We start from the raw sequence: 19799 nt of genomic DNA on the forward strand, positions 1-19799 counted from the left end.
CTTTCATGAAAAAAATTATACCGATCTCCCTTTCTATTCTCTCACTTTCAACTTCTGCCTTAGTTGAGGTTGATGTTGTCGCAGAGAAAATTTCTAAATCGAAAGATGATGTTACAAGCTCAGTAAGTTATTTTTCTGAGTCAGATATTCAAAATAGTAACCAGATGAATTTACCCGATTTTTTACAGGCCAGGGCCGGAATTCAAATGGGGAGTACTGGTGGAATTGGTCAGACGACATCCACCTATATTCGTGGTGCTAAGAGCGAGTACCTACTTGTTATAGTTGATGGCATAGAAGTTAATGATCCAAGTTCAATAGGGGCCCAGTTTGAATTACAGCATCTTGATTTAAATTCAATTGAAAGTATCGAGATTCTTAAAGGCCCTCAAACAGTTCTATATGGGGCCGATGCTCTTTCTGGTGTAATTAATATTACGACAAAGGCCGCAAATAAGAGTCGTTCATCATTTTATGGTAGCTATGGATCATACAATACTAAAAAAATTGGTGGTTCCATGAGTACAAGAAAGGACAATCTGTCTTTTCATTTGAATGCCAGTACACTGCAATCAGATTCATTTTCTTCTTCAAGTGTGGGTAATCTTTTGGAGAAAGATTCATATGCTCAGACAAATGTTACTGGGAAAATTACCTACCATGGTGAAAAATCAGAAACAACGATTGTCGTTAAAATGATAAATAGCGACGCTGAAATTGATAACAATAATGCTGATGTTAGGGCCAAAGATAGTTCTACATTTAAGCAGTGGTCAAATTCAATTGCCCATCATTATAAATTCTCTGATTCATTACAAAGTAGTTTAAAAATAAGTGAATCATCGACAAAGAGAGTGTATGAGCTTTATTCATTAGAATATTTCGGACGAAAGCAAAAGGTTACAGTTGATTCTAGCTATAAGATCAATAATTCTTGGAAGACTATGCTTGGTTTTGATTTTGAAAGAAATAAAGTAACGGCATCCGGTTCTTACAACAATCGTCATGATAATGAGAGAAGTGCATTTTGGTTAAATTTTATTAAATGGAAAAATGTATTTTCAGATCAAGGTGTACGTATAACTTCTGGAATTTCTGAAGCAGAAAAGGTGACTACAAAATTTGGAGTTGGTTATCACTTTCCGATGCAGATTACTCTAAAGGCCAATTATGCAACGGCCTTTAAGGCCCCGACACTTGATGAACTTTATTCTCCTTTTGGTGGTAATTCAAATCTAAAACCAACAAAAAGTGAAAGTGTTGATGTTATTTTAACAAAAAAAATGGGACCGAGTTCTTTTGAGCTAACATACTTTAATACTAATTATAGAGATCAAATTGTTTATTCTTCAAAGTACGAGAATAGAGATAGGTCTAAATCTCAGGGCCTTGAAACTTCACTAGACTACTTTTTTGCAGGAGTTTTCAGAGTTGACGGTAGTTATACTTATTTGAGGGCCATTGAAAGTGGTAGTGGTAAATACCTAGCAAGAAGAGCGAGACATTTTTGGAATTTCGGATTGGAATATCTAAAATTTGAAAATTATCTATTTGGACTGCGTACAAGATATGTTGGTAAAAGAAATGAAACAGATAATTATGTTTTAAAGAGCTACATTCTTTCAGACTTTTATACTCAAGCAAAAATCAATGAGACGCTTAATTTGAAGATTAGTATCAATAATATTTTTGATGAAAAATATGAACAAATAAAAAATTATTCTACAGCAGGTCGCAATTTCTTAGTTACTGGGGAGTTTAGCTTTTAATGAAAAACACAGCACTTTTTTATTCTTTATTCATTTCATTAGGCCTGCATGGATTATTCTTTACAGCAGGTATGATTGAGAGAAAAACTCAGGGTGCAATGGTGTCATTTAAACAGGGACCTTCTTCAATTCAAGTTAAAATAAGTGGTCCTCGCGAAGTTCTTAAAGAAAAGAATGTGAGTGAAAAAAGAAAAACGATTCATCCAACACCAATAGAGTCTGTGAAAGAAAGTGGTGTTTTAAAAGGCGCCCTTGCAAAGGTAAATATAGCTCCAGAATACCCTGCAAGATCTGTTCTTTTTGAAGAAGAGGGCATAGTGACTGTTTTAGTTGAGATTGATAGTCAGGGTGTAGTCAAATCTGCTGTAGTGGAAAATTCTAGTGGACATGTTAGACTTGATGAAGCGGCCCTAAAGGCCGCTAGAGAAACAAGCTTTACCCCAGCAACTTTAGACGGAGAAAATATCGAGAGTAGAGAAACTCTTGAATTTAATTTTAAACTAAAATGAAAATCTTATTAATTACTTTATCTCTTTTTACATCTCTTTCGGCCTATTCTGCACAAAGAGTTATATCTACAGCACCTAGTGTGACAAATATTATAAAGGCCCTTGGTAAAGAAGAACTCATTGTTGGAGTTTCTCCATATTGTGAAATTTCAGAAAAATTACCTGTTGTTGGTACGGGTCTTGCTTTTAATTATGAAAGAGCTCTTTCTTTAAAAACCGATCTTGTTATTATTCCGAAATTGGCCGTATCCGATCTCGATAAGAGGTTGAAAAAAATGAACATCCCAACTCTTGTTGTCGATCACGATAGTATTTCAGGAGTTATGGAGAGTGTATTAAAAATTTCTGAGGCCCTTGATGTTAAAGAAAAGGGACAGGTTATTTTTGATCGAATGATTACTGAATCTAAAAAAAGAAAACGTTCCAACTTGAAGGCCTTATTTGTTGTTAGTGCAGATGTTAGCAATGGAAAAATCAAAGATATGTATGTTGCGGGTAGAAGAGGGCTCTATGGAGAGATTGTAGTACTTGCTGGACATCTGAATGTTGCCTCTGAATTAGCAACAGGGTATCCGAAGATTAATCTTGAGAATTTGATAAAATTAAATCCTGATATCATATTCTATTTGTCATCAAAAGATATGCCTAAAGATTTTTCGAATGCCATGAGATCAATAAAAGGTATTAATGCTGTCTCTAATAATAGAGTTATTGAGATTTCTGGGGCCGAGTTTGGAGTGCCCGATCATAATATCTCAAAGTTAGTTGAAGTTATGGGAGCCTATCGAATTGATTAGTCTTAAAGATATCACCTATCAAATTGATAATAAGGAAATTCTTACAAATATCTCTTTGGATATTCAAAAGGGGAGTTTTACTTCAATTATTGGACCCAGTGGCGCAGGGAAAACGACTCTTGCACGTATGATATGTGGTCTTCAAAATCATTCGGGTGGAAATCTTTCAATAGATCAAAAGTTATTACAAAATTATGATGCAAAAGAACTTGCTCGAAAAGTTTCATATGTGTCACAAAACTCTGATGCTCTTTCAGATTTTTCAGTTTGGGATTTGATGGAATTATCAAAATACCCATTCTGGGATAGTTCAAAAAAACTTACAAGTGACGAAGTCGAACTCGCTAAGTTGTATCTTCAAAAACTCGATATATTACCTCTTTTAAATCGTTCACTTAATTCTTTAAGTGGTGGAGAAAGACAAAGGGTTTATGTTGCGAGTGCGTTGTTTCAAGGCAGTGAGTATGTTGTCTTGGATGAGCCTACAAGCGCTCTCGATCCTGGTCATCAATTTGAGATCATGAAACTTTTAAGACAAGAGCAAAGTAGTGGTAAAACAATCATCATGATTTCTCACGATATCAATATGGCCCTTCAGATCTCAGAGCATTTAATAGCTCTTAAGAATGGAAGAGTTTTCTATTCTGGTGGTCCATGTGAATTTGTTCGCGACTCTCAAATGAATGAGCTTTTTAATTTAAGATTTAAAATGTATTCAGATGAAGGAACACATATTCCATTTCTCGTCGGCTGGGAGGATGTGTGAAGTTTTGGTTGTCTGTTATTGCCTTAATTTTTTTCGTTCTAGTTTCACCTTTTTTTGGAGAAACCATTTTTGGCATTAGTGATGTAAATAGTTATATTTTTCAAAATCTAAGGGTGCCAAGAACTCTACTTACTTTTATAGCCGGATCATCACTTGCTCTTGCCGGAATGAGCTTCCAGGCGTTGTTTCGCAATTCCTTAGCGACACCCTATACTTTAGGGGTTGCTTCAGGTGCATCGCTCGGGGTCGCTTTTTATATTGCACTGGGATTGAGCTTTTCATTAATCGGTTTTTCTGGTGCTGGAATTTTTGCCTTAATAGGGTCTTTTGCAACAGTTCTTTTGGTTTATTTGTTGGGAAGTCGTAAAAATAAACTTCATATGAATACGGTTCTGTTGACGGGAATTGCACTTTCGATGACTTTTTCTAGTCTTATTTTGTTAATTCAAGTTCTTGTAAGAGAAATGGATGCAGTAAGAATTATCCGTTGGCTTATGGGATCAATTGAAGTTGTGGGAATGGAAACACCTTTAAATGTTCTTCCATTTTATGTCATCGCTCTCGTTTACTTATCAAGAAGGCCTTTGGAGTTGAATCTTTTATCTATGGGAGATGATATCGCTCAAACGAGGGGTATTAATATTCATAATCTTAAAATTCAAATTTTTCTTATGACTTCATTTCTTGTGGCCGGTGTTGTTTCAGAGTGTGGCCCAATTGGTTTTGTGGGAATGATTGTTCCTCACTTTGGAAGAATTATTGTAGGACATAATCACAAAAGACTTATTCCATTTGTTGCTGTGTTTGGTGGTGCCTTTTTGATTTTATGTGATTTGATTTCACGAGTTTTCTTTGCGGACTTTTTGTTACCTGTAGGAGTTATTACTTCTTTATTTGGCGGTCCATTTTTTATCTACTTTTTATTGCAAAAAAAGAGGGACTAGTTAGTCCCTCCACTTAAATCCTCTTTGAAATGCCATTTCTTCGTACTTGAAAAATACTCTCGCATAAGGAGGTACTTTTTCAATATCTTCTGGAGAATAGAGCTTCTTCGTTTCGTAGTTTCCTACAATATTTGTTCCAATGAACCCTTGTACTCTCATTCTAAATTGATAAGGAAGTTCGACTTCATTTTTTTCATATTGAAACATTCCTCTTTTTGCAAGGTAAGCTTCTTTTGCAACTTGTACATATTCTGCCACGATATCTTTTTCATATGGGGCAATAAAATACATCGCTGCGAGACCCGATCTCAATAATTCTCTGTTGATATTAATACCATCATAATAAATTGTACCAAGAAGCCTGTTGTTCTTATCAGTTAGTTGGTCACCAGTATCAACTTGGATTGTCGCCCCAATTGGTAGTAGTTGTTTTAGGTAGTCTCTGGCTTCAAAAGAAATATCTCCTTGAGAAAATCCTTTGAAATCAATTTCTGGCGTATCAATTCCCATGAATCGAACACGAACTTCTTTTGTCATACCAGGAACAACCATTCTAAGAGTATCGCCGTCATGAATACTTGCAACAGTTCCTTCAACAACAATCGCGTTCGTGGTAAAAGAAAAGAGAAAACTAAGTACTAGGATTAATTGAGAAAATTTAAACATTCATTGTCCTTGGTGAGTTTGGCGCCAGTGTACTTTTTGAGACGCGTTAAGGCGATAATGTGGTAAAATTTACAAGATTTTCAAGCGAAGGGGTCGAGTATGAGCGATAAAGACTATGAAATTGTTTATTCATCTGATGGTTCAGGAAAGAATCTCATTGATAAAAATAAAAAGACTTTAACTGAAGTCGAAATTGTCCCGGCCAATGTAACTTTAAAATTAAGATTAGAAAAAAATGGTCGTGGCGGGAAAACTGTCACCGTAGTCTATGACCTTCCTCAAAATGGAACTTACTTTCAAAAACTAGCAAAAGATTTAAAGGCCGCTTGTGGAACGGGTGGAAGCTTTAAGGGCGAGACTATTGAAATTCAAGGTGATAAGAAGAATCAAGTTAAAGAACTTCTTATTAAAAAAGGTTTCAAAGTTAAGGGATAAGTTTATCAACGAGGGCCTGTGCAAAAGCATGGGCATCACCCGGCCATCTGGCAGAAATATAGTTCCCATCTTCAACAACAAATCCAGGTTTTAAATTTTCAGCACTATCACGAAGCAAAGGGACTGGTCCCAAAATAAATTGCTTCGGACTTTTTAAAAAAGATTTCACTTCATCTTCAACTGTCATTTTGTATGTTCGATAGTAGTTTTTCATCCAGGGGTAAGTGATAAACCAAGCAAGGAGTTCTTGGGTCTTAAGAAGTCCGGTTGTCTTTTTGTCCTTTAGAACACTATTACCTTGTTTGTCTTTACTTCTTGCTGCCAGCACAACGCCATGGCAAATGGCCGCTACAGGTAAATCCTTTTCAAAAAAATCTGATACGACTACTTGTAATATTTTTGATTCTAAATATTCCTTCACACCTTGTGCATGACCCCCAGGGAGTAAGAGTGCATCAAATTTGAAATCTACAATTTGATCCCAAGAAATAGGGGTTTGAAAATTACGATCATTCATTAATTTTTCAAAGGCGTTTTTAGCATCATTATTCGCGATCAGCGTAGAAGCAAATGGCCCAAGACCTCGGCCATTGAGCATAATAAGGTCACATTGTGCCAATTTTGCATTGGGTGTCGCAAAGACCACTTCGATGCCGTTATTCTTTAAAATTTGCCAAGGAATGGCAACTTCTGTTGGGTCGAAATCAAAACTGGGAATTGGTACTAAAACTTTACGATTCATTCTTTGATTTTAAATTAAAAGCTTTGTTTTTCAAGGTTAAGTTTTCTTGATTCTGAATAAAATAAAAAAGTTATATGACATATCTCATTTTAATTTTCCTCTTGCTCATAATAGAATAGGGGGCAAAGAGAGAGAAATTTTATGAGAATGTTTGGTATATTTTTTTCAACAACGATGTTGATATGGCTCGTTGTAATTTCTGTGCCAACAGGGTTCGCTGTGGCGACGTTTACATACAGTAAAGGGTATTCCTATTTACTGGATGATCCAAAGGCCTGTGTAAATTGTCATATTATGGACGAAGAATATCACGCTTGGGGAAAATCAACTCACCGTCACGTTGCTTCTTGCAATGATTGTCATACACCAGATAACTTTGCTCTCAAATATTTAAGCAAGGCCGTCAATGGTTGGAATCATGGATATGCCTTCACTACTGGTGATTTTAAATACCCAATTCAAATTAAAGATTTCAATAAAGACATCACAAATAAGGCCTGTTTGAAATGTCACAACAGTATGACGGACCATATGTTTATAGATAAATCAAAACCAATAAATTGTTTACATTGCCATTCAAAAGTAGGTCATGACTTATGAAAAAAATTATCGTGTTCTTAAGTACAAAGTACTTCTTCCTCGGAATTATTGTTTCACTTCTTTCTGGAGGAATTTTCCTTCTCGCTTTGAATATCATGGAGAAAAAGAATGAAGCAAAACATTCTAACTTCATCATTAAGGAGATAGGAGATCTAGAGGATGATCCTAAAGTTTGGGGAGAAAGCTTTCCGCAACAGTATGAAGATTATTTAAAGACTGTTGACCAAGTCAGAACTAAGCATGGTGGTAGTGAGGCCCTTCCTCAAATGCCAACAAAAAATGATCCAAGAGTTCAGGTCTCTCAATCAAAACTTGAAGAAGATCACAGACTAGTCACGATGTGGCTCGGCTATGCATTCTCAAAAGATTTTAGAGAAGAAAGAGGCCACGCTTATATGCTTGAAGATCAAATTTATACAGGAAGACAAAGTGTTCCTCAGCCTGGGACCTGTCTAAACTGTCACGCCTCAACATATAAGGCGATGGTTGTTCTTGGTGATGGGAATTTAAATAAAGGTTTCGAGGCATTAAATAAGTTGCCTTATCATGAGGCCGTTAAAAACGTTAAACACCCCGTCTCATGTATTGACTGTCACAATCCGAAAGATATGTCTTTGCGTGTAACTAGACCTGGATTTATTGAAGGTATCGCTGAATATAAGAAGACAGTTGGTGTTCATAATTATGACGTTAATAAAATGGCTACAAGACAAGAAATGCGTACTTTTGTCTGTGCTCAATGTCACGTTGAGTACTATTTTAAAGGTGAAGATAAACGTCTAACGTTTCCTTGGCATAAAGGTCTTAAAGCAGACGAGATTTTATCTTATTACGAAGACGTAAAGTTCAAAGACTGGGTTCATAAAACAACAGGTGCTAATATGCTAAAGGCCCAGCACCCTGAATTTGAAATGTGGTCTCAGGGAACTCACGCAAAGGCCGGTGTAAGTTGTACTGATTGTCATATGCCATATAAGAGAGTTGGGGCGAAGAAGTATTCTGATCACCATGTTAGAAGCCCGATGCTTAATATCAATAGAGCTTGTCAAACATGTCACAATGTTTCTGAAAATGAGTTGATGGATAGAGTCGTAACGATTCAAGATCGTCACATTCAGATGAGAGATATGGCCCTAAATACACTAATGGAATTGATTAAGGCCATTGATGTCGCTCAAAAAAATGGAGTTGCAAAAGAGAAGCTTGATAAGGCCAGAGAGTTCCACAGAAAAGCTTCATTCTTAGTGGATTTCGTTGAAGCTGAAAACTCCACAGGCTTCCATGCTCCTCAAGAAGCGGCGAGAGTACTGATGATGTCATTGGATTATTCTCGTAAAGGAATTGAATCACTATAATAAAAAAGGAGCCTATGGCTCCTTTTTTTAATCGATATCACCAGTTGTGGCCAATTTCATCTTTGTCTTCTTAACTTTATCATCTCTTATATATTCAATCTCAACTTCATCGCCGACTTTGTAATTTTCTAGTACATTGTAAATCTCATCAAAGTTATTAACTTCTTTTCCATCCACCTTTACTAAAATATCTCCAACATATGGTCGGCCATATTCATCACGTGTCATTCCTTTCATACCAGCTTTACCGGCCGGACCATCTTCATCAACGTAAGTGATGACTATACCTTTTTTAATTCCAAAACGATCTCTATAAGGCTCAGGAAGAACACCTATGCGAAATCCTGGTCTAACAATTTTCCCGTGCTTAATAAGTTCAGGGACAATTCTTTTGACTGTATCAATAGGAACTGCAAAGCCTACACCTGCACTCGATCCAGATTGACTATAGATCATTGTATTAACACCGATAACTCTGCCTGTTGAATCAAGAAGTGGTCCACCAGAGTTCCCTGGATTAATTGATGTGTCTGTTTGAATCATATTAGCAATTGATACCCCGCCAATTCCTTTAATACTTCTCCCTGTTGCAGAAATAATACCTGCAGTAATTGTGTGGTCTAATCCAAATGGATTTCCAAGTGCCATGGCCTTTTGTCCAATCACTAAATCTTTTGAATTTCCTGTAATTATTGGTGCAAGAGAACCAGGTCTTTCTTCAAGTTTTAAAACAGCAAGATCTTTCAGAGGTTCAACTCCAACAAGTTTGGCCTTGTATTGTTTCTTATCATTATGAAAAGTTACTGTGAACTTGTCCCCATCTTCGACAACGTGATAATTAGTCACAATGTGACCATCTTTATCCCAAACAAACCCAGAGCCGGCCCCCGCAGGAACTTCTGTGGACATATAATCAAAAATAAAACCGCGTTTTACCTTTCTGATATTTGTAATGTTCACAACAGAGTTTACATTTTGTTGATAGACATTGATCGTGTTCTTTTCGTACTCAAGGAGATTTTTTGATTCATCTTGTCCAAACAGAGCGTAGGTGTTTATTGAGGTGACAAGAGTGAGCGGGATAACTACTTTGCTTAACAAATTCACAACTTTTCCTCCTGGATTGTTTGCTCCACCGTTACTATATAGATATAATCGTGTGAAATTTTGCGCAAGAAAAGATGCGGCAAAAATTATGTCAAAATGGAGTTAAGTCCTTGGAAATAAAATACTTTAATAGAGAAAATGGCAATTTTGAGATTGAAAAAGTGTATGGAGATAAGGCCGTGCGCTGGATGTACCAATCTGAAATGGGAAAAACTCTAACAAATTTACTGGTAAAAGCGCCGCTGAGTGTAATTTACGGTGCTATTCAATCAAGTGCTTGGTCCAAATCCAAAGTAGATCCCTTTATCAAAGATTTTAATATTGCTATCGATGATTATCTTCCCGAAGAAGGAAGAGAAGAAATTGATCCCTATTCATCTTTCAATGCTTTTTTTATTCGTCGCTTTAAAGAGGGAAAAAGACCTTTTACATCAACGAAATCAGTAATGCCTGCATTTAGTGAAGCAAGATACTTTGGATATGAATCTATCAATGACAACGATACGATTCCTGTAAAAGGAAAATATCTTAATGCTAAGGAACTTCTTGGTAATGAGAAATGGACGAGTACATTTCAAGATGGTCCTCTTTTATTAGCAAGACTATGTCCTGTGGATTATCATCGCTTTCATTTTCCTGATAATGGGAAAGTTGTGGACTATTACAAAGTGGGTGGAGAATACCACTCTGTAAACCCAATCGCTCTTAAAGAAAAGGCCGATATCTTTTCAACAAATATTCGCGAAGTGACAATTCTTGAAACTGAAAACTTTGGTAAACTCGCTTATGTTGAAGTTGGGGCCATTTGCGTAGGAAAAATTGTACAATCGACAGATTTAACAAACTTTAATCGTGGGGACGAAAAAGGATTTTTCTTATTTGGTGGCTCTACAGTTATTGTTATCGGGGAGAAAGGTAAGTGGAAGCCTTGTGAAGAGATTTTACAATACACTCCACAAGGAATCGAGACATACGTTAAACTCGGAACACCTGTCGCAAACGCCTAGTTATTCTTTTAAATTAAATGATCCAAAAACGGGGTAGTGATCCGAAGGGTAAACCCCGTTTTTGTTCTTCTTATACATTTCCATTTCTATTACCTGAAAGTCTGGTGAAGTGAGAATCCAATCGATTCTTGTTCCTTCTTTTCTGTGTCCAGAAAAGTCATGGTGTGATGGCTCTTCATCTTTTCTAAGCATAAACCAAGTATCTCTAAGCTCTGGCCAGTGATGATTTAAACGATGACGAACGGCCTCAAAAGGTGATTCATTAAAGTCGCCCGTTAAAATCATGGGTAGTTTTTCATCATTAACTTTGTTGCACTCTTCAACAAGAACCTCAATCTGCCTTGATCTCGTTTCTGATAACACGTGATCAAGATGAGTATTAACATAGAAAAAGTCTTTACCTGATTGGTGATGATGAGCTTTCACCCACGTGCAAAGTCGAGGAAACGCACTCTCAAAAGACTTTGAACCCGGAGTTGATGGAGTTTCACTCAACCAGATATCTCCACTCTCATACACATTAATTTTTTCAGGATTAACATAAATACAGGGATACATTCTTTCATCAATCCAATCCCTGTGTTCATCAATTAATTTTAAATTCTTAAGTAGGCCTGCAAGATCTTTGATTTGATTCTCGCGTCCTTCTTGTGTCCCCAGAATGTCCGGTGAAAATTCATTAATACATTCCGCAAGAATTTCACGTCTGCCTTTCCAGTCGTGAATACCATCATTCGGGTTATCAAATCGAATATTGCTCGTAGCAATTTTAAAATTCATGGGCTCTCCGTATCCATATGAGAACAGGTTGTACTTGTTTGAGAACGCTATTATGCCCCCAAAATTGTCATTCCAATAGTTTACTCTGCAATGAGAATTGGCACAAATCGTGCTTCAAAAGTGAAAAAATTGCGAACGGGAGAGGGTTATGAGTGAGCAGAAGAAAATACTTGATCAGTTTATGAGTTTATATAACAGACCAACATACGAAGAAATGTCTTCGGTAACAGGTATTCAAGTAACTCGTTGTTTTCGTCTTGTTAATGGGGCCGAAATGAAACTTAAAGAATACTTAATATTCAAAAAATTAATAAGCGACAAGGTTGCTAGTGAATCGCTTATTACACTAGCTGAAAGTTGTCTTGTATCACTTAATGAGACGGCCCTGAAGGAGATTGCTGATCTTTGTGAAAGAAAGCTGTTCTTTAAACATTTATCAACAGAGTCACATTTAATCGAAAAACAAGCATAATAAGGGGTCGGTATGAACAAAGTAATGATGCTAGAGCGTGCAGTATTAGAGTCAATTGGAGCAGGTAACAAAACAGCTCAGAGGATATCTGATGATATCGGTCTGACTTTGACTTGGGTAAAGTCTATTTTATTTCAATTGCAGTCTAAGGGAGTCATCGGATTTGATGGATACTCGTACTCATTTATGAATAAAGAAAAATTAAGTGAAATAAATTCAGAAGATAATGTGAAATACGAAATTAAGGAGATTACAAACTCTATGATCGAGTCTTATTTTGCAAAAAATCCAAAAGTAGGGATGAAGCTACAAAAAGTAAATATGACTGACAGCGAGGCCGAAATATTTAAAACAATGCTTCAAAATTTAGAAAACTTTATTTCTGATTTGCGAACGCGCAAAAGGCAGAGCAAAACATCTAATCAACAAGTCATCTTTTGGGGTTCCACAACTTATCAATCTCTTCTTGGGGATTTTATAAGGAATAATTGTTAGTATTGACGATTTTACCGTTGGCCAATAAAATCCTATTATTACAGAGGGAATAAAAATGGATAAAATTTTATTGGTCGATGACCATGCGCTTTTTCTCGAAGAAATGACAGGTGCTCTTTCTGAATTTTTTGAAGTTAAATCTACAAATAGTTCATTAGAGGCCGTAGATATTTTAGGTAAAGATGAATTCAAAGCGATTGTAATCGACTTACATATGCCGATGATTGATGGCTTTTCTCTAATTGAAAAAATTAGAGAACACGGTAGCTATAATGGTTGCCCAATTTTACTTCTAAGTGGAAGTTTAAATAACGATAAGAAGATTCAGGCCCTGAGAATTGAATTTGATGAAGTTCTCTCTAAGAGTATGTCTGTAGATCAAATCGTTGTTCGTATCAAAAATAGAATTGCTCATTTCAAAAAACACTTCACTTCGGCCGTGTACACAATTGGTAATTTGAAAATCAATCGTGAAATCTATGAGGTTCAAGTTAATAGCGAAACAATTTCTCTTACAAAGAATGAAATTAAAATTCTAATTCATTTAGCTGAGAAGGTCGGAACTATCGTTCCTCGCGATGAAATTGTTAGTAGTATTTGGCCAGGAAAAGAAATTGGTGAAGGGGCCCTAAATACTCATATTTCGAATTTGAGAAAAAAGATCAATGAGTTCAACGGTGTTATTCGTTGTATTCGTGAAAAAGGCGTTACTATCTTACCCCCAGAGGCCCTCTAGTTACTAGAGAGTTTTTCTTTTATTTTATTTAAATTTTTTAGAACTAAAGACGTATCAATATTTCTGTCTGCAAGTCCGCAAGTGGCAGACAGGTATATTGCTTTTGTTCTCTTTAAAATAATAGGAAAAATCTGTTGTTCGAGCATGCCTAAATCACAATCATTCATTGTTGGAACAATCCCTAGCACAGGTTCTATTTCATATTGAAGAACATCTTCTAATGTGAATTGATGATTTAAGTAAATATCGTAGGAAAGATAATCAAATCCTAAAGATATAGTATCATCCAAATTAAAAGTTCCACATGAATGAAGTCCAATTGGATGATCTTCTCTTATGATTTCAATAATTTCTTTATGTGCTTTTGTAATCTTTGGAAAAAAAGGTTCATCAATAAATACAATTAAATCTTTGTGAACGAGATTTGATTTAAGATAATGATAATAATCAAGAATAACTTTTGTATCTAGATTTGAGGATAAGGGGCCAGGAATCTGAATCTTTAATGGACCCTTTATTAATCTTGCGTTCAATTCATTTAGACTCAAACAAGTTTTTTCAATACATGCTTTTATCATATTCCCCTCTAAATGAGGGAGTTGCGGTAAAAAGGCAACGTCATGAGATAAAGCGTAGTCAATGGCTTCTTTAACCGTATTAAAAGGCAAGCTGCCTATTCCAAATGTTTGAAAGGTGTTATTTTCCGACATAGCCATAAGTTTTTAGCATGTCGCTTACAAGGTCTTTGAAATCATGCTTTACTTCACGATTGTCTGGAGCAAGATCAGAACATTGAAGATAGCCAATCATTTTTAGAAAGTCTGTTTGTCTTTTTTGTCCACAAAGCCATTTATGAAATACTTCAATCGTTTCGATCCATTCAGCTAATGAATAACTCGAATTATCGACCATAGTGAAAAATTTTGTAATAACACTATGGCCATTGGGATTAGATTTAAAGGCCTTGAAAAGATATTGGAAAATTATTGAAAATTGTTCAAGAGAAGCGCAAGAGCTCAGTATTTTTGTAAGCTCTTCATCCGAAATATCTTTTAGAGAAACGCTTGCCCTCGCATTTTCGAAGGCGCGCTTTTTTTGATCATTATCTATCACTAGCACTCCGGCTCATAATCAAGATTTGGAGATAACCATCTCTCAATTTCTTTGACCAGCATACCTTTTCTTTTTGCATAATCTTCAATTTGATCGCGGCCAATATTTCCAACAGTGAAATACTTCGCATCTGGATGATTAAAATAGAGTCCAGATACTGAAGATGGAGGATTCATAGCAAAGTTTTCTGTTAGTGTTGCTCCAATATTTTCATTGGCGTTCAAAACTTTCCATAGAATTTCTTTTTCAGTGTGATCAGGGCATGCAGGATAACCTGGTGCCGGCCTAATTCCTCTATATAGCTCTTTAATGAGATCTTCGTTTGAAAATTTCTCATCCATCCCAAACCCAAACTCATCACGAACTCGTTTGTGAAGATATTCAGCAAGAGCCTCGGCAAGTCTGTCTCCAATGGCCTTAACCATAATGGCATTATAATCGTCGTTAATTTTCTCAAAATGTTTTGCGAAGTTTTCTACATCTTGACCCATTGTGACTGCGAAAGCGCCAAGATAATCAGTTCTATTTGAACTTTTTGGTGCAATAAAGTCAGCTAGGGACATATGATGATGACCGTGTTCAACTTTTTCTTTTTGTTGTCTTAGAAAATGGAAAGTATCAACCACAGAACCATTATCATTGTAAATTTCTACGTCATCCCCAATTGAATTCGCTTTGAAAAGACCAACAACGGCCTTCGGTGTAAATCTCTTTTCAGCAATAATGCGCTCAAGAAGTTTATTGGCATCATTGAACAGTTTTTTTGCCTCATGGCCATAAACATCATGACCTAATATTTTTGGATATGTTCCCTTTAGTTCCCACGTCCAAAAAAATGGAGACCAATCAATATAGGGAACTAAATCCTCTAGAGAAATATCATTATAAACCTTTACTCCAGTGTAAGTTGGAGTTGGGATATCTATTTTATCCCATAAGCTAATAAGTTTATTTTCTTTTGCATCTTCAAAAGAGACAACACGAGAAGCGTCGCTTTGACCTTTTTGGAATCTTTCTTTTAATCTTTTTTGATTTTCTTTTAATTCAATAGCAAACTTTTCTCTTTTTTCAGGATTGATTAGATTTGAACAAACCTCGACAACAAGAGATGCATCTCCAACATGAACAATAGGTGAGTCATAGTGCTCAGCTATTTTAATGGCCGTGTGGGCCTTTGATGTCGTCGCCCCACCAATTAAAATTGGTGTTGTAAATCCCGATCTTTGAAATTCTTTTGCAACGTGAATCATTTCATCTAATGAAGGAGTAATGAGTCCGCTAAGACCTACAATATCTGCATTATGTTTTTTAGCTTCATCAATGATTTTCTCACATGAAACCATAACACCTAGATCAATAACTTTAAAACCGTTACAAGCAAGTACGACTGAGACAATATTTTTTCCAATGTCGTGAACATCACCTTTAACTGTCGCAATAACAAATACTGACTGCCCACGAGCATTTGCATTTCTTCTTTTTTCCTCTTCCATAAAAGGTTGAAGGTAAGCAACAGCTTGCTTCATGACTCTGGCACTTTTTACAACTTGCGGAAGAAACATTTTTCCTGAACCAAAAAGATCTCCAACAACTCTCATCCCATTCATTAAAGGACCTTCAATAACCTTTAATGGGATTTGAAGTTCTTGTCGGGCCTCTTCTGTGTCGGCTTCAATATATGTCGTGACACCTTTTACGATAGCATGGGTGATTCTTTCATCTAAAGTTCCATGGCGCCATTTTTCGTCAATTTCAGTTTTCTTTTTCTCGCTGCCTTTAATCTTTTCAGCATAGTCAACGAGGGCCTCTGTGGCATTGTCGTTTCTATTTAGAAGAACATCTTCAACTCTTATTAGAAGTTCTTTATCGATATTTTCATAAACTTCAAGCATCCCAGCATTGACGATTCCCATGTCTAGGCCTGCTTTTATAGCATGAAATAGAAAGGCCGAGTGCATGGCCTCGCGTACAATATTATTTCCTCTAAAGCTGAAAGAAATATTAGAAACACCACCGCTTGTTAAAGCGCCAGGGCATGTCTTTTTAATTTCTCTAACGGCCTCGATAAAATCAACGGCGTAAGAGTTGTGCTCTTCAATACCAGTTGCCACTGTAAGAATATTTGGATCAAAAATAATATCTGTAGGATCAACTCCAACTTCTTCCGTTAAAATGCGATAGGCCCTTTGACAAATACGAACTTTATCTTCTTTTGAAGCTGCCTGTCCCTGTTCATCAAAGGCCATGACTACGATTGCAGCGCCATAGCGAGAGATGATTTTTGCGTGTTCTTTGAATTTCTCTTCACCCTCTTTTAAAGAGATCGAATTGACAATTCCTTTACCTTGAATGCACTTTAAACCAGCTTCAATGACCGACCATTTAGAGGAATCGATCATAATAGGTACTTTGCAAATATCTGGTTCACTGGCCACAAGGTTTAGAAACTTAGTCATAGAGGCCTCTGAATCAAGAAGCCCCTCATCAAAGTTAATATCAATGATATTGGCGCCATTTTCTACTTGGCTTCTCGCAATATCTAGCGCGGCTTCGAAGTCACCATTTTTGATGAGTTTAGCAAAGCGCGGTGAACCCGTGACATTTGTTCTCTCTCCAACCATATAAAATGGTCTATTCTGATCTTGGAAGATTGTCAGTGGTTCAAGGCCACTGAGTCTTAGGGCCTGAGTTATTGAATGTTTTTTTCTAGGTTTAATATCTTTTAGTGTAGAGACGATGGCACGAATGTGATCTGGAGTCGTACCACAACAACCTCCAACAATATTAATGAAACCAGATTGCGCAAAATCTTTTAGCAAATATGAAGTGTCCTCTGGTTTTTCATCATAACCAGTATCACTCAAAGGGTTAGGCAGACCCGCGTTTGGGTAGCAACTAATAAATGTATTTGAGATTTGGGAAAGTTCTTCAATATAAGGGCGCATTTCTTTAGCACCAAGGGCACAATTGATTCCCACACTAATTGGTCTAGCATGGGATACTGAGTTCCAAAAAGCTTCTACCGTTTGACCAGATAAGGTTCTTCCAGATGCATCTGTAATCGTCACTGAGAGCATGATGGGAAATCTTTCTGCTCTCCCTTCATGGAATTTTTCAATAGCAAAAATTGCGGCCTTAAGATTGAGTGTATCAAATGTCGTTTCAGGAAGAAGAATATCAACTCCACCTTCAACAAGAGCGCATATTTGTTCGTAATAGTTCTCAACAAGCTCGTCGAATGATGTGGCCCTATAGGCAGGGTTGTTTACATCAGGTGATATTGAACATGTCTTATTTGTTGGGCCTAACGCTCCGGCCACATAACACTTTCTGTCTGGATGTTTGGCCATAAAATCAAGACATGCTTTCTTTGCTAACTCAGCACTTTTTTTGTTGATCTCATAGGCGACACTTTGCAGGTCATAATCGGCTTGGGCAATTTGAGTACCAGAGAAAGTGTTTGTTTCAATGATATCTGAACCAGCTTCTAAATATTGAGTATGAATAGCGTAAATAACTTCAGGCTTAGTGATACTAAGAAGATCATTATTTCCCTTAAGGTCGAGGTGATGATCTTTAAAACGATCACCGCGATAATCTTCTTCAGTTAATTTATATCTTTGGATCATCGTTCCCATGGCCCCATCAAGGAACACTAGACGTTGATTCAAAGTTTCTACAAGCTCTAGACCAGAGGAAGTCAGAGGAATTGTTTTCATTTTGATCCTTTCTTAGAAAAACTTTTTAACGACATCTTTTACCGATTTAGTGTCGTTCATTACATAAAAGTGTAGGCTAGGTACACCAAACTTTAAGAGCTCATCACATTGCTTGATGGCCCAATTAACACCAATTTCTTCCACGTGATTCGGATTTGATGAAATTTCATCAACAAGTTCATCTGGAAGATCAACGTAGAAGTTGCTCGGGATTGTTGTAAGTTGTTTGATGTTTTTTATAACTTTCAAACCTGGCACGATAGGAACAGTGATTCCCTCGCTGCGGCAAAGGGTAACAAAATCGCAATATTTTTTTGTGTCAAAAAACATTTGAGTAACAATATATTCTGCACCAGCTTCAACCTTCTTTTTTAGCCAGTGAACATCCATTTTTAGGTTAGGAGCTTCAAAATGTTTTTCTGGATATCCTGCGACACCAACACAAAAATCAAGAGGTCTTGAATTTGTAATGTCGTTTAAGAATTTACCGTGTTTTATATCATTAATCTGTGAAACGAGATCAATAGCATAAGTATTAACTGATCTATCTTTGCTAATTTGCTTGCTGTAGTTTAATCCATCACCACGCAGGGCCAAAACATTATGAATTCCCAAATAATTTAATTCAATTAGAGCATCTTCTGTTTCTTCTTTCGTGAAGCCTTGAGTTAGAAGATGTGTCACTGTGTCGATACAAAATCTATTCTGAATAATTCCACAAATGCCAATCGTCCCAGGACGTTTACGATAGATTCTACGCTCAATTGAACCGTCAGACCTTTCATTGTAGTAAGCTCCTGCTGAGTGAGCAGTTACATCGACCCATGAAGGATTATATGGTTTTAGACCTTCAACGATATCAATAATATCTTGAACATTTCTTCCTCTGGGTGGAGGAACAATTTCAAAGCTAAATAATGGATTTTTTCCTGCCTTATCAATATGCTCAATGACTTTCATGTTTTCCCTGATGTTGTGTTTGAGCTTATTATAAACGCTTAGAGATCAATTGTGTAGGAGGAATTGGCCTCAGTCTTCCTTAGCTTTGGCCATTAAAAAGAAGTGTGCTTATCCCTTAGCTAATTGAAGGTGAGAGTGTGAGTTCTGTGTGGGGATGTCTAAGGATACGATTGTTCCTATGGATAGAATTGATTCAATATTTAATTGTCCATTTAATGACTCAACTGTCTGTTTTGCTTGAAATAAACCAAGACCAGTTCCTTCAGGTTTTCCAAAGCTATTTCCTGCAATGGCAAGATGGGTGAGTAATTCATTCGGGATACCATGACCATTGTCTTTAATTGAAACAGAAAGGTTTTCACCTTTTTTAGCAATAGTAATTTTAATTTTTCCAGAAACTCCCAGCGCCTCAATTGAATTATTCAATAAGTTTGAAATAAGTCTTTCTATTTCAATTTTTTCAGCGGCCATTTTAGTATTGCCACAAGTAAGATCTACGACTTTGATTGAAAATCTTTTAAATGGGTATTCGACTTTTTTGAAGTTTGAAATTCTTTGAACAAGTTCTCTTAGGCAAAAATTTTCATTTGAGCTAGTCTGTGTCGATTGCAAATTTTGCATTCTCATTTTGTGTAAAAGCTTTTCAAGTTGTTCGCTTGCTTCTTGGATGAGTTCAGCTTTAAGGGCATCGCTTGTGACCATTCCTGAAGTAATCCCTTTCAATGCTTGTAAAGGTGATTTCATATCATGAATAAGACCAGCGATATTTAATTGTGTAGTAGAAAGTTGCCCTTGCATTTAATCTCCCTTGTTTTGCAGCAAGCGTT

The 19799-nt window shown here is 36.5% G+C and carries 21 protein-coding genes; 12 read left to right on the forward strand and 9 right to left on the reverse strand.

Annotation, left to right across the window (positions count from 1 at the left end):
* Positions 1-5 precede the first annotated feature (5 nt).
* Genes M899_RS08330 through M899_RS08350 form a run of 5 tightly spaced genes read left to right on the forward strand, consistent with a single transcriptional unit; the run spans position 6 to position 4785 of the window.
* Complete coding sequence (locus M899_RS08330) at positions 6-1769, forward strand: TonB-dependent receptor plug domain-containing protein (RefSeq protein WP_021271012.1); 1764 nt, start codon at positions 6-8, stop codon at positions 1767-1769.
* On the forward strand, positions 1769-2278 hold the full coding sequence (locus tag M899_RS17675) for an energy transducer TonB (RefSeq protein ID WP_021270978.1): 510 nt from the start codon (positions 1769-1771) through the stop codon (positions 2276-2278). The genes M899_RS08330 and M899_RS17675 overlap by 1 nt, the downstream gene beginning before the upstream one ends.
* The gene (locus M899_RS08340; protein WP_021271021.1) at positions 2275-3075 is read left to right on the forward strand and encodes an ABC transporter substrate-binding protein; all 801 of its coding nucleotides are present in this window, start codon (positions 2275-2277) and stop codon (positions 3073-3075) included. The genes M899_RS17675 and M899_RS08340 overlap by 4 nt, the downstream gene beginning before the upstream one ends.
* A complete protein-coding gene (locus M899_RS08345; RefSeq protein ID WP_021270962.1) occupies positions 3068-3841 on the forward strand; it encodes an ABC transporter ATP-binding protein in 774 nt (257 codons plus the stop codon). The genes M899_RS08340 and M899_RS08345 overlap by 8 nt, the downstream gene beginning before the upstream one ends.
* Positions 3838-4785, forward strand: coding sequence for a FecCD family ABC transporter permease (locus tag M899_RS08350; RefSeq protein ID WP_021270961.1), 948 nt, complete (start codon positions 3838-3840; stop codon positions 4783-4785). The genes M899_RS08345 and M899_RS08350 overlap by 4 nt, the downstream gene beginning before the upstream one ends.
* Here the strand turns inward: M899_RS08350 and M899_RS08355 are convergent, their stop codons facing one another.
* Positions 4786-5451 (reverse strand): thermonuclease family protein, encoded by a 666-nt coding sequence (locus M899_RS08355; RefSeq protein WP_021271002.1) that lies wholly within the window; start codon positions 5449-5451, stop codon positions 4786-4788.
* A 99-nt stretch (positions 5452-5550) separates the two neighbouring features.
* Between M899_RS08355 and M899_RS08360 the strand changes: the two genes are divergently transcribed.
* The gene (locus M899_RS08360) at positions 5551-5886 is read left to right on the forward strand and encodes a translation initiation factor (RefSeq protein ID WP_021270986.1); all 336 of its coding nucleotides are present in this window, start codon (positions 5551-5553) and stop codon (positions 5884-5886) included.
* On the opposite strand, the gene M899_RS08365 is transcribed toward M899_RS08360, so the two are convergent.
* Positions 5876-6628 carry a type 1 glutamine amidotransferase domain-containing protein gene (locus M899_RS08365; protein WP_021270991.1) on the reverse strand — a complete coding sequence of 251 codons (753 nt, stop codon included), beginning with the start codon at positions 6626-6628 and terminating at the stop codon, positions 5876-5878. The genes M899_RS08360 and M899_RS08365 overlap by 11 nt on opposite strands.
* 147 nt (positions 6629-6775) lie before the next feature.
* Here M899_RS08365 and nrfH point away from each other — a divergent pair, with 147 nt between their 5' ends.
* Positions 6776-7228: a cytochrome c nitrite reductase small subunit gene (gene nrfH, locus M899_RS08370; RefSeq protein WP_034728554.1), complete on the forward strand. Its 453-nt coding sequence runs from the start codon at positions 6776-6778 to the stop codon at positions 7226-7228.
* Positions 7225-8583, forward strand: coding sequence for an ammonia-forming cytochrome c nitrite reductase subunit c552 (locus tag M899_RS08375; protein WP_021270983.1), 1359 nt, complete (start codon positions 7225-7227; stop codon positions 8581-8583). The genes nrfH and M899_RS08375 overlap by 4 nt, the downstream gene beginning before the upstream one ends.
* 27 nt (positions 8584-8610) lie before the next feature.
* Here the strand turns inward: M899_RS08375 and M899_RS08380 are convergent, their stop codons facing one another.
* Entirely contained in the window at positions 8611-9690 is a 1080-nt protein-coding gene (locus tag M899_RS08380; protein ID WP_021271017.1) for a S1C family serine protease, read from the reverse strand.
* A 110-nt stretch (positions 9691-9800) separates the two neighbouring features.
* Between M899_RS08380 and M899_RS08385 the strand changes: the two genes are divergently transcribed.
* A complete protein-coding gene (locus M899_RS08385) occupies positions 9801-10697 on the forward strand; it encodes a phosphatidylserine decarboxylase (protein ID WP_021271009.1) in 897 nt (298 codons plus the stop codon).
* Here M899_RS08385 and M899_RS08390 read toward each other — a convergent pair whose 3' ends face one another.
* Complete coding sequence (locus M899_RS08390) at positions 10698-11477, reverse strand: endonuclease/exonuclease/phosphatase family protein (protein ID WP_021271011.1); 780 nt, start codon at positions 11475-11477, stop codon at positions 10698-10700.
* A 148-nt stretch (positions 11478-11625) separates the two neighbouring features.
* Between M899_RS08390 and M899_RS08395 the strand changes: the two genes are divergently transcribed.
* The 3 genes from M899_RS08395 to M899_RS08405 are packed head-to-tail and all read left to right on the forward strand — an operon-like array spanning position 11626 to position 13180.
* Entirely contained in the window at positions 11626-11949 is a 324-nt protein-coding gene (locus tag M899_RS08395; RefSeq protein WP_021271013.1) for a hypothetical protein, read from the forward strand.
* A 12-nt stretch (positions 11950-11961) separates the two neighbouring features.
* A complete protein-coding gene (locus tag M899_RS08400; protein WP_021271016.1) occupies positions 11962-12444 on the forward strand; it encodes a hypothetical protein in 483 nt (160 codons plus the stop codon).
* Between the two features lie 55 nt (positions 12445-12499).
* Positions 12500-13180, forward strand: coding sequence for a response regulator transcription factor (locus M899_RS08405; RefSeq protein ID WP_021270955.1), 681 nt, complete (start codon positions 12500-12502; stop codon positions 13178-13180).
* Here the strand turns inward: M899_RS08405 and M899_RS08410 are convergent.
* The 5 genes from M899_RS08410 to M899_RS08430 form a co-directional block, all read right to left on the reverse strand.
* Entirely contained in the window at positions 13177-13890 is a 714-nt protein-coding gene (locus tag M899_RS08410) for a hypothetical protein (protein ID WP_034728556.1), read from the reverse strand. The genes M899_RS08405 and M899_RS08410 overlap by 4 nt on opposite strands.
* Positions 13877-14293, reverse strand: coding sequence for a hypothetical protein (locus tag M899_RS08415; protein ID WP_021270957.1), 417 nt, complete (start codon positions 14291-14293; stop codon positions 13877-13879). The genes M899_RS08410 and M899_RS08415 overlap by 14 nt, the downstream gene beginning before the upstream one ends.
* Positions 14293-18012, reverse strand: a complete 3720-nt coding sequence (gene metH, locus M899_RS08420; RefSeq protein ID WP_021271020.1) for a methionine synthase — start codon at positions 18010-18012, stop codon at positions 14293-14295. Before metH ends, M899_RS08415 begins: the two co-directional genes overlap by 1 nt.
* Before the next feature lie 12 nt (positions 18013-18024).
* Entirely contained in the window at positions 18025-18972 is a 948-nt protein-coding gene (locus tag M899_RS08425; protein WP_021270963.1) for a methylenetetrahydrofolate reductase, read from the reverse strand.
* Between the two features lie 108 nt (positions 18973-19080).
* Entirely contained in the window at positions 19081-19770 is a 690-nt protein-coding gene (locus tag M899_RS08430; RefSeq protein ID WP_021270992.1) for a sensor histidine kinase, read from the reverse strand.
* Positions 19771-19799 lie beyond the last annotated feature (29 nt).

The sequence above is a fragment of the Bacteriovorax sp. BSW11_IV genome (assembly GCF_000447755.1).
Lineage (GTDB): Bacteria > Bdellovibrionota > Bacteriovoracia > Bacteriovoracales > Bacteriovoracaceae > BSW11-IV.

What these genes read in the sequence shown, in the direction of transcription:
- M899_RS08405 (WP_021270955.1), top strand. Translation starts at nt 12,500, where the DNA reads ATGGATAAAATTTTATTGGTCGATGACCATGCGCTTTTTCTCGAAGAA.
- metH (WP_021271020.1), bottom strand. Translation starts at nt 18,012, where the DNA reads ATGAAAACAATTCCTCTGACTTCCTCTGGTCTAGAGCTTGTAGAAACT.
- M899_RS08395 (WP_021271013.1), top strand. Translation starts at nt 11,626, where the DNA reads ATGAGTGAGCAGAAGAAAATACTTGATCAGTTTATGAGTTTATATAAC.
- M899_RS17675 (WP_021270978.1), top strand. Translation starts at nt 1,769, where the DNA reads ATGAAAAACACAGCACTTTTTTATTCTTTATTCATTTCATTAGGCCTG.
- M899_RS08400 (WP_021271016.1), top strand. Translation starts at nt 11,962, where the DNA reads ATGAACAAAGTAATGATGCTAGAGCGTGCAGTATTAGAGTCAATTGGA.
- M899_RS08340 (WP_021271021.1), top strand. Translation starts at nt 2,275, where the DNA reads ATGAAAATCTTATTAATTACTTTATCTCTTTTTACATCTCTTTCGGCC.
- M899_RS08375 (WP_021270983.1), top strand. Translation starts at nt 7,225, where the DNA reads ATGAAAAAAATTATCGTGTTCTTAAGTACAAAGTACTTCTTCCTCGGA.
- M899_RS08355 (WP_021271002.1), bottom strand. Translation starts at nt 5,451, where the DNA reads ATGTTTAAATTTTCTCAATTAATCCTAGTACTTAGTTTTCTCTTTTCT.
- M899_RS08425 (WP_021270963.1), bottom strand. Translation starts at nt 18,972, where the DNA reads ATGAAAGTCATTGAGCATATTGATAAGGCAGGAAAAAATCCATTATTT.
- nrfH (WP_034728554.1), top strand. Translation starts at nt 6,776, where the DNA reads ATGTTTGGTATATTTTTTTCAACAACGATGTTGATATGGCTCGTTGTA.
- M899_RS08390 (WP_021271011.1), bottom strand. Translation starts at nt 11,477, where the DNA reads ATGAATTTTAAAATTGCTACGAGCAATATTCGATTTGATAACCCGAAT.
- M899_RS08410 (WP_034728556.1), bottom strand. Translation starts at nt 13,890, where the DNA reads ATGTCGGAAAATAACACCTTTCAAACATTTGGAATAGGCAGCTTGCCT.
- M899_RS08330 (WP_021271012.1), top strand. Translation starts at nt 6, where the DNA reads ATGAAAAAAATTATACCGATCTCCCTTTCTATTCTCTCACTTTCAACT.
- M899_RS08365 (WP_021270991.1), bottom strand. Translation starts at nt 6,628, where the DNA reads ATGAATCGTAAAGTTTTAGTACCAATTCCCAGTTTTGATTTCGACCCA.
- M899_RS08430 (WP_021270992.1), bottom strand. Translation starts at nt 19,770, where the DNA reads ATGCAAGGGCAACTTTCTACTACACAATTAAATATCGCTGGTCTTATT.
- M899_RS08360 (WP_021270986.1), top strand. Translation starts at nt 5,551, where the DNA reads ATGAGCGATAAAGACTATGAAATTGTTTATTCATCTGATGGTTCAGGA.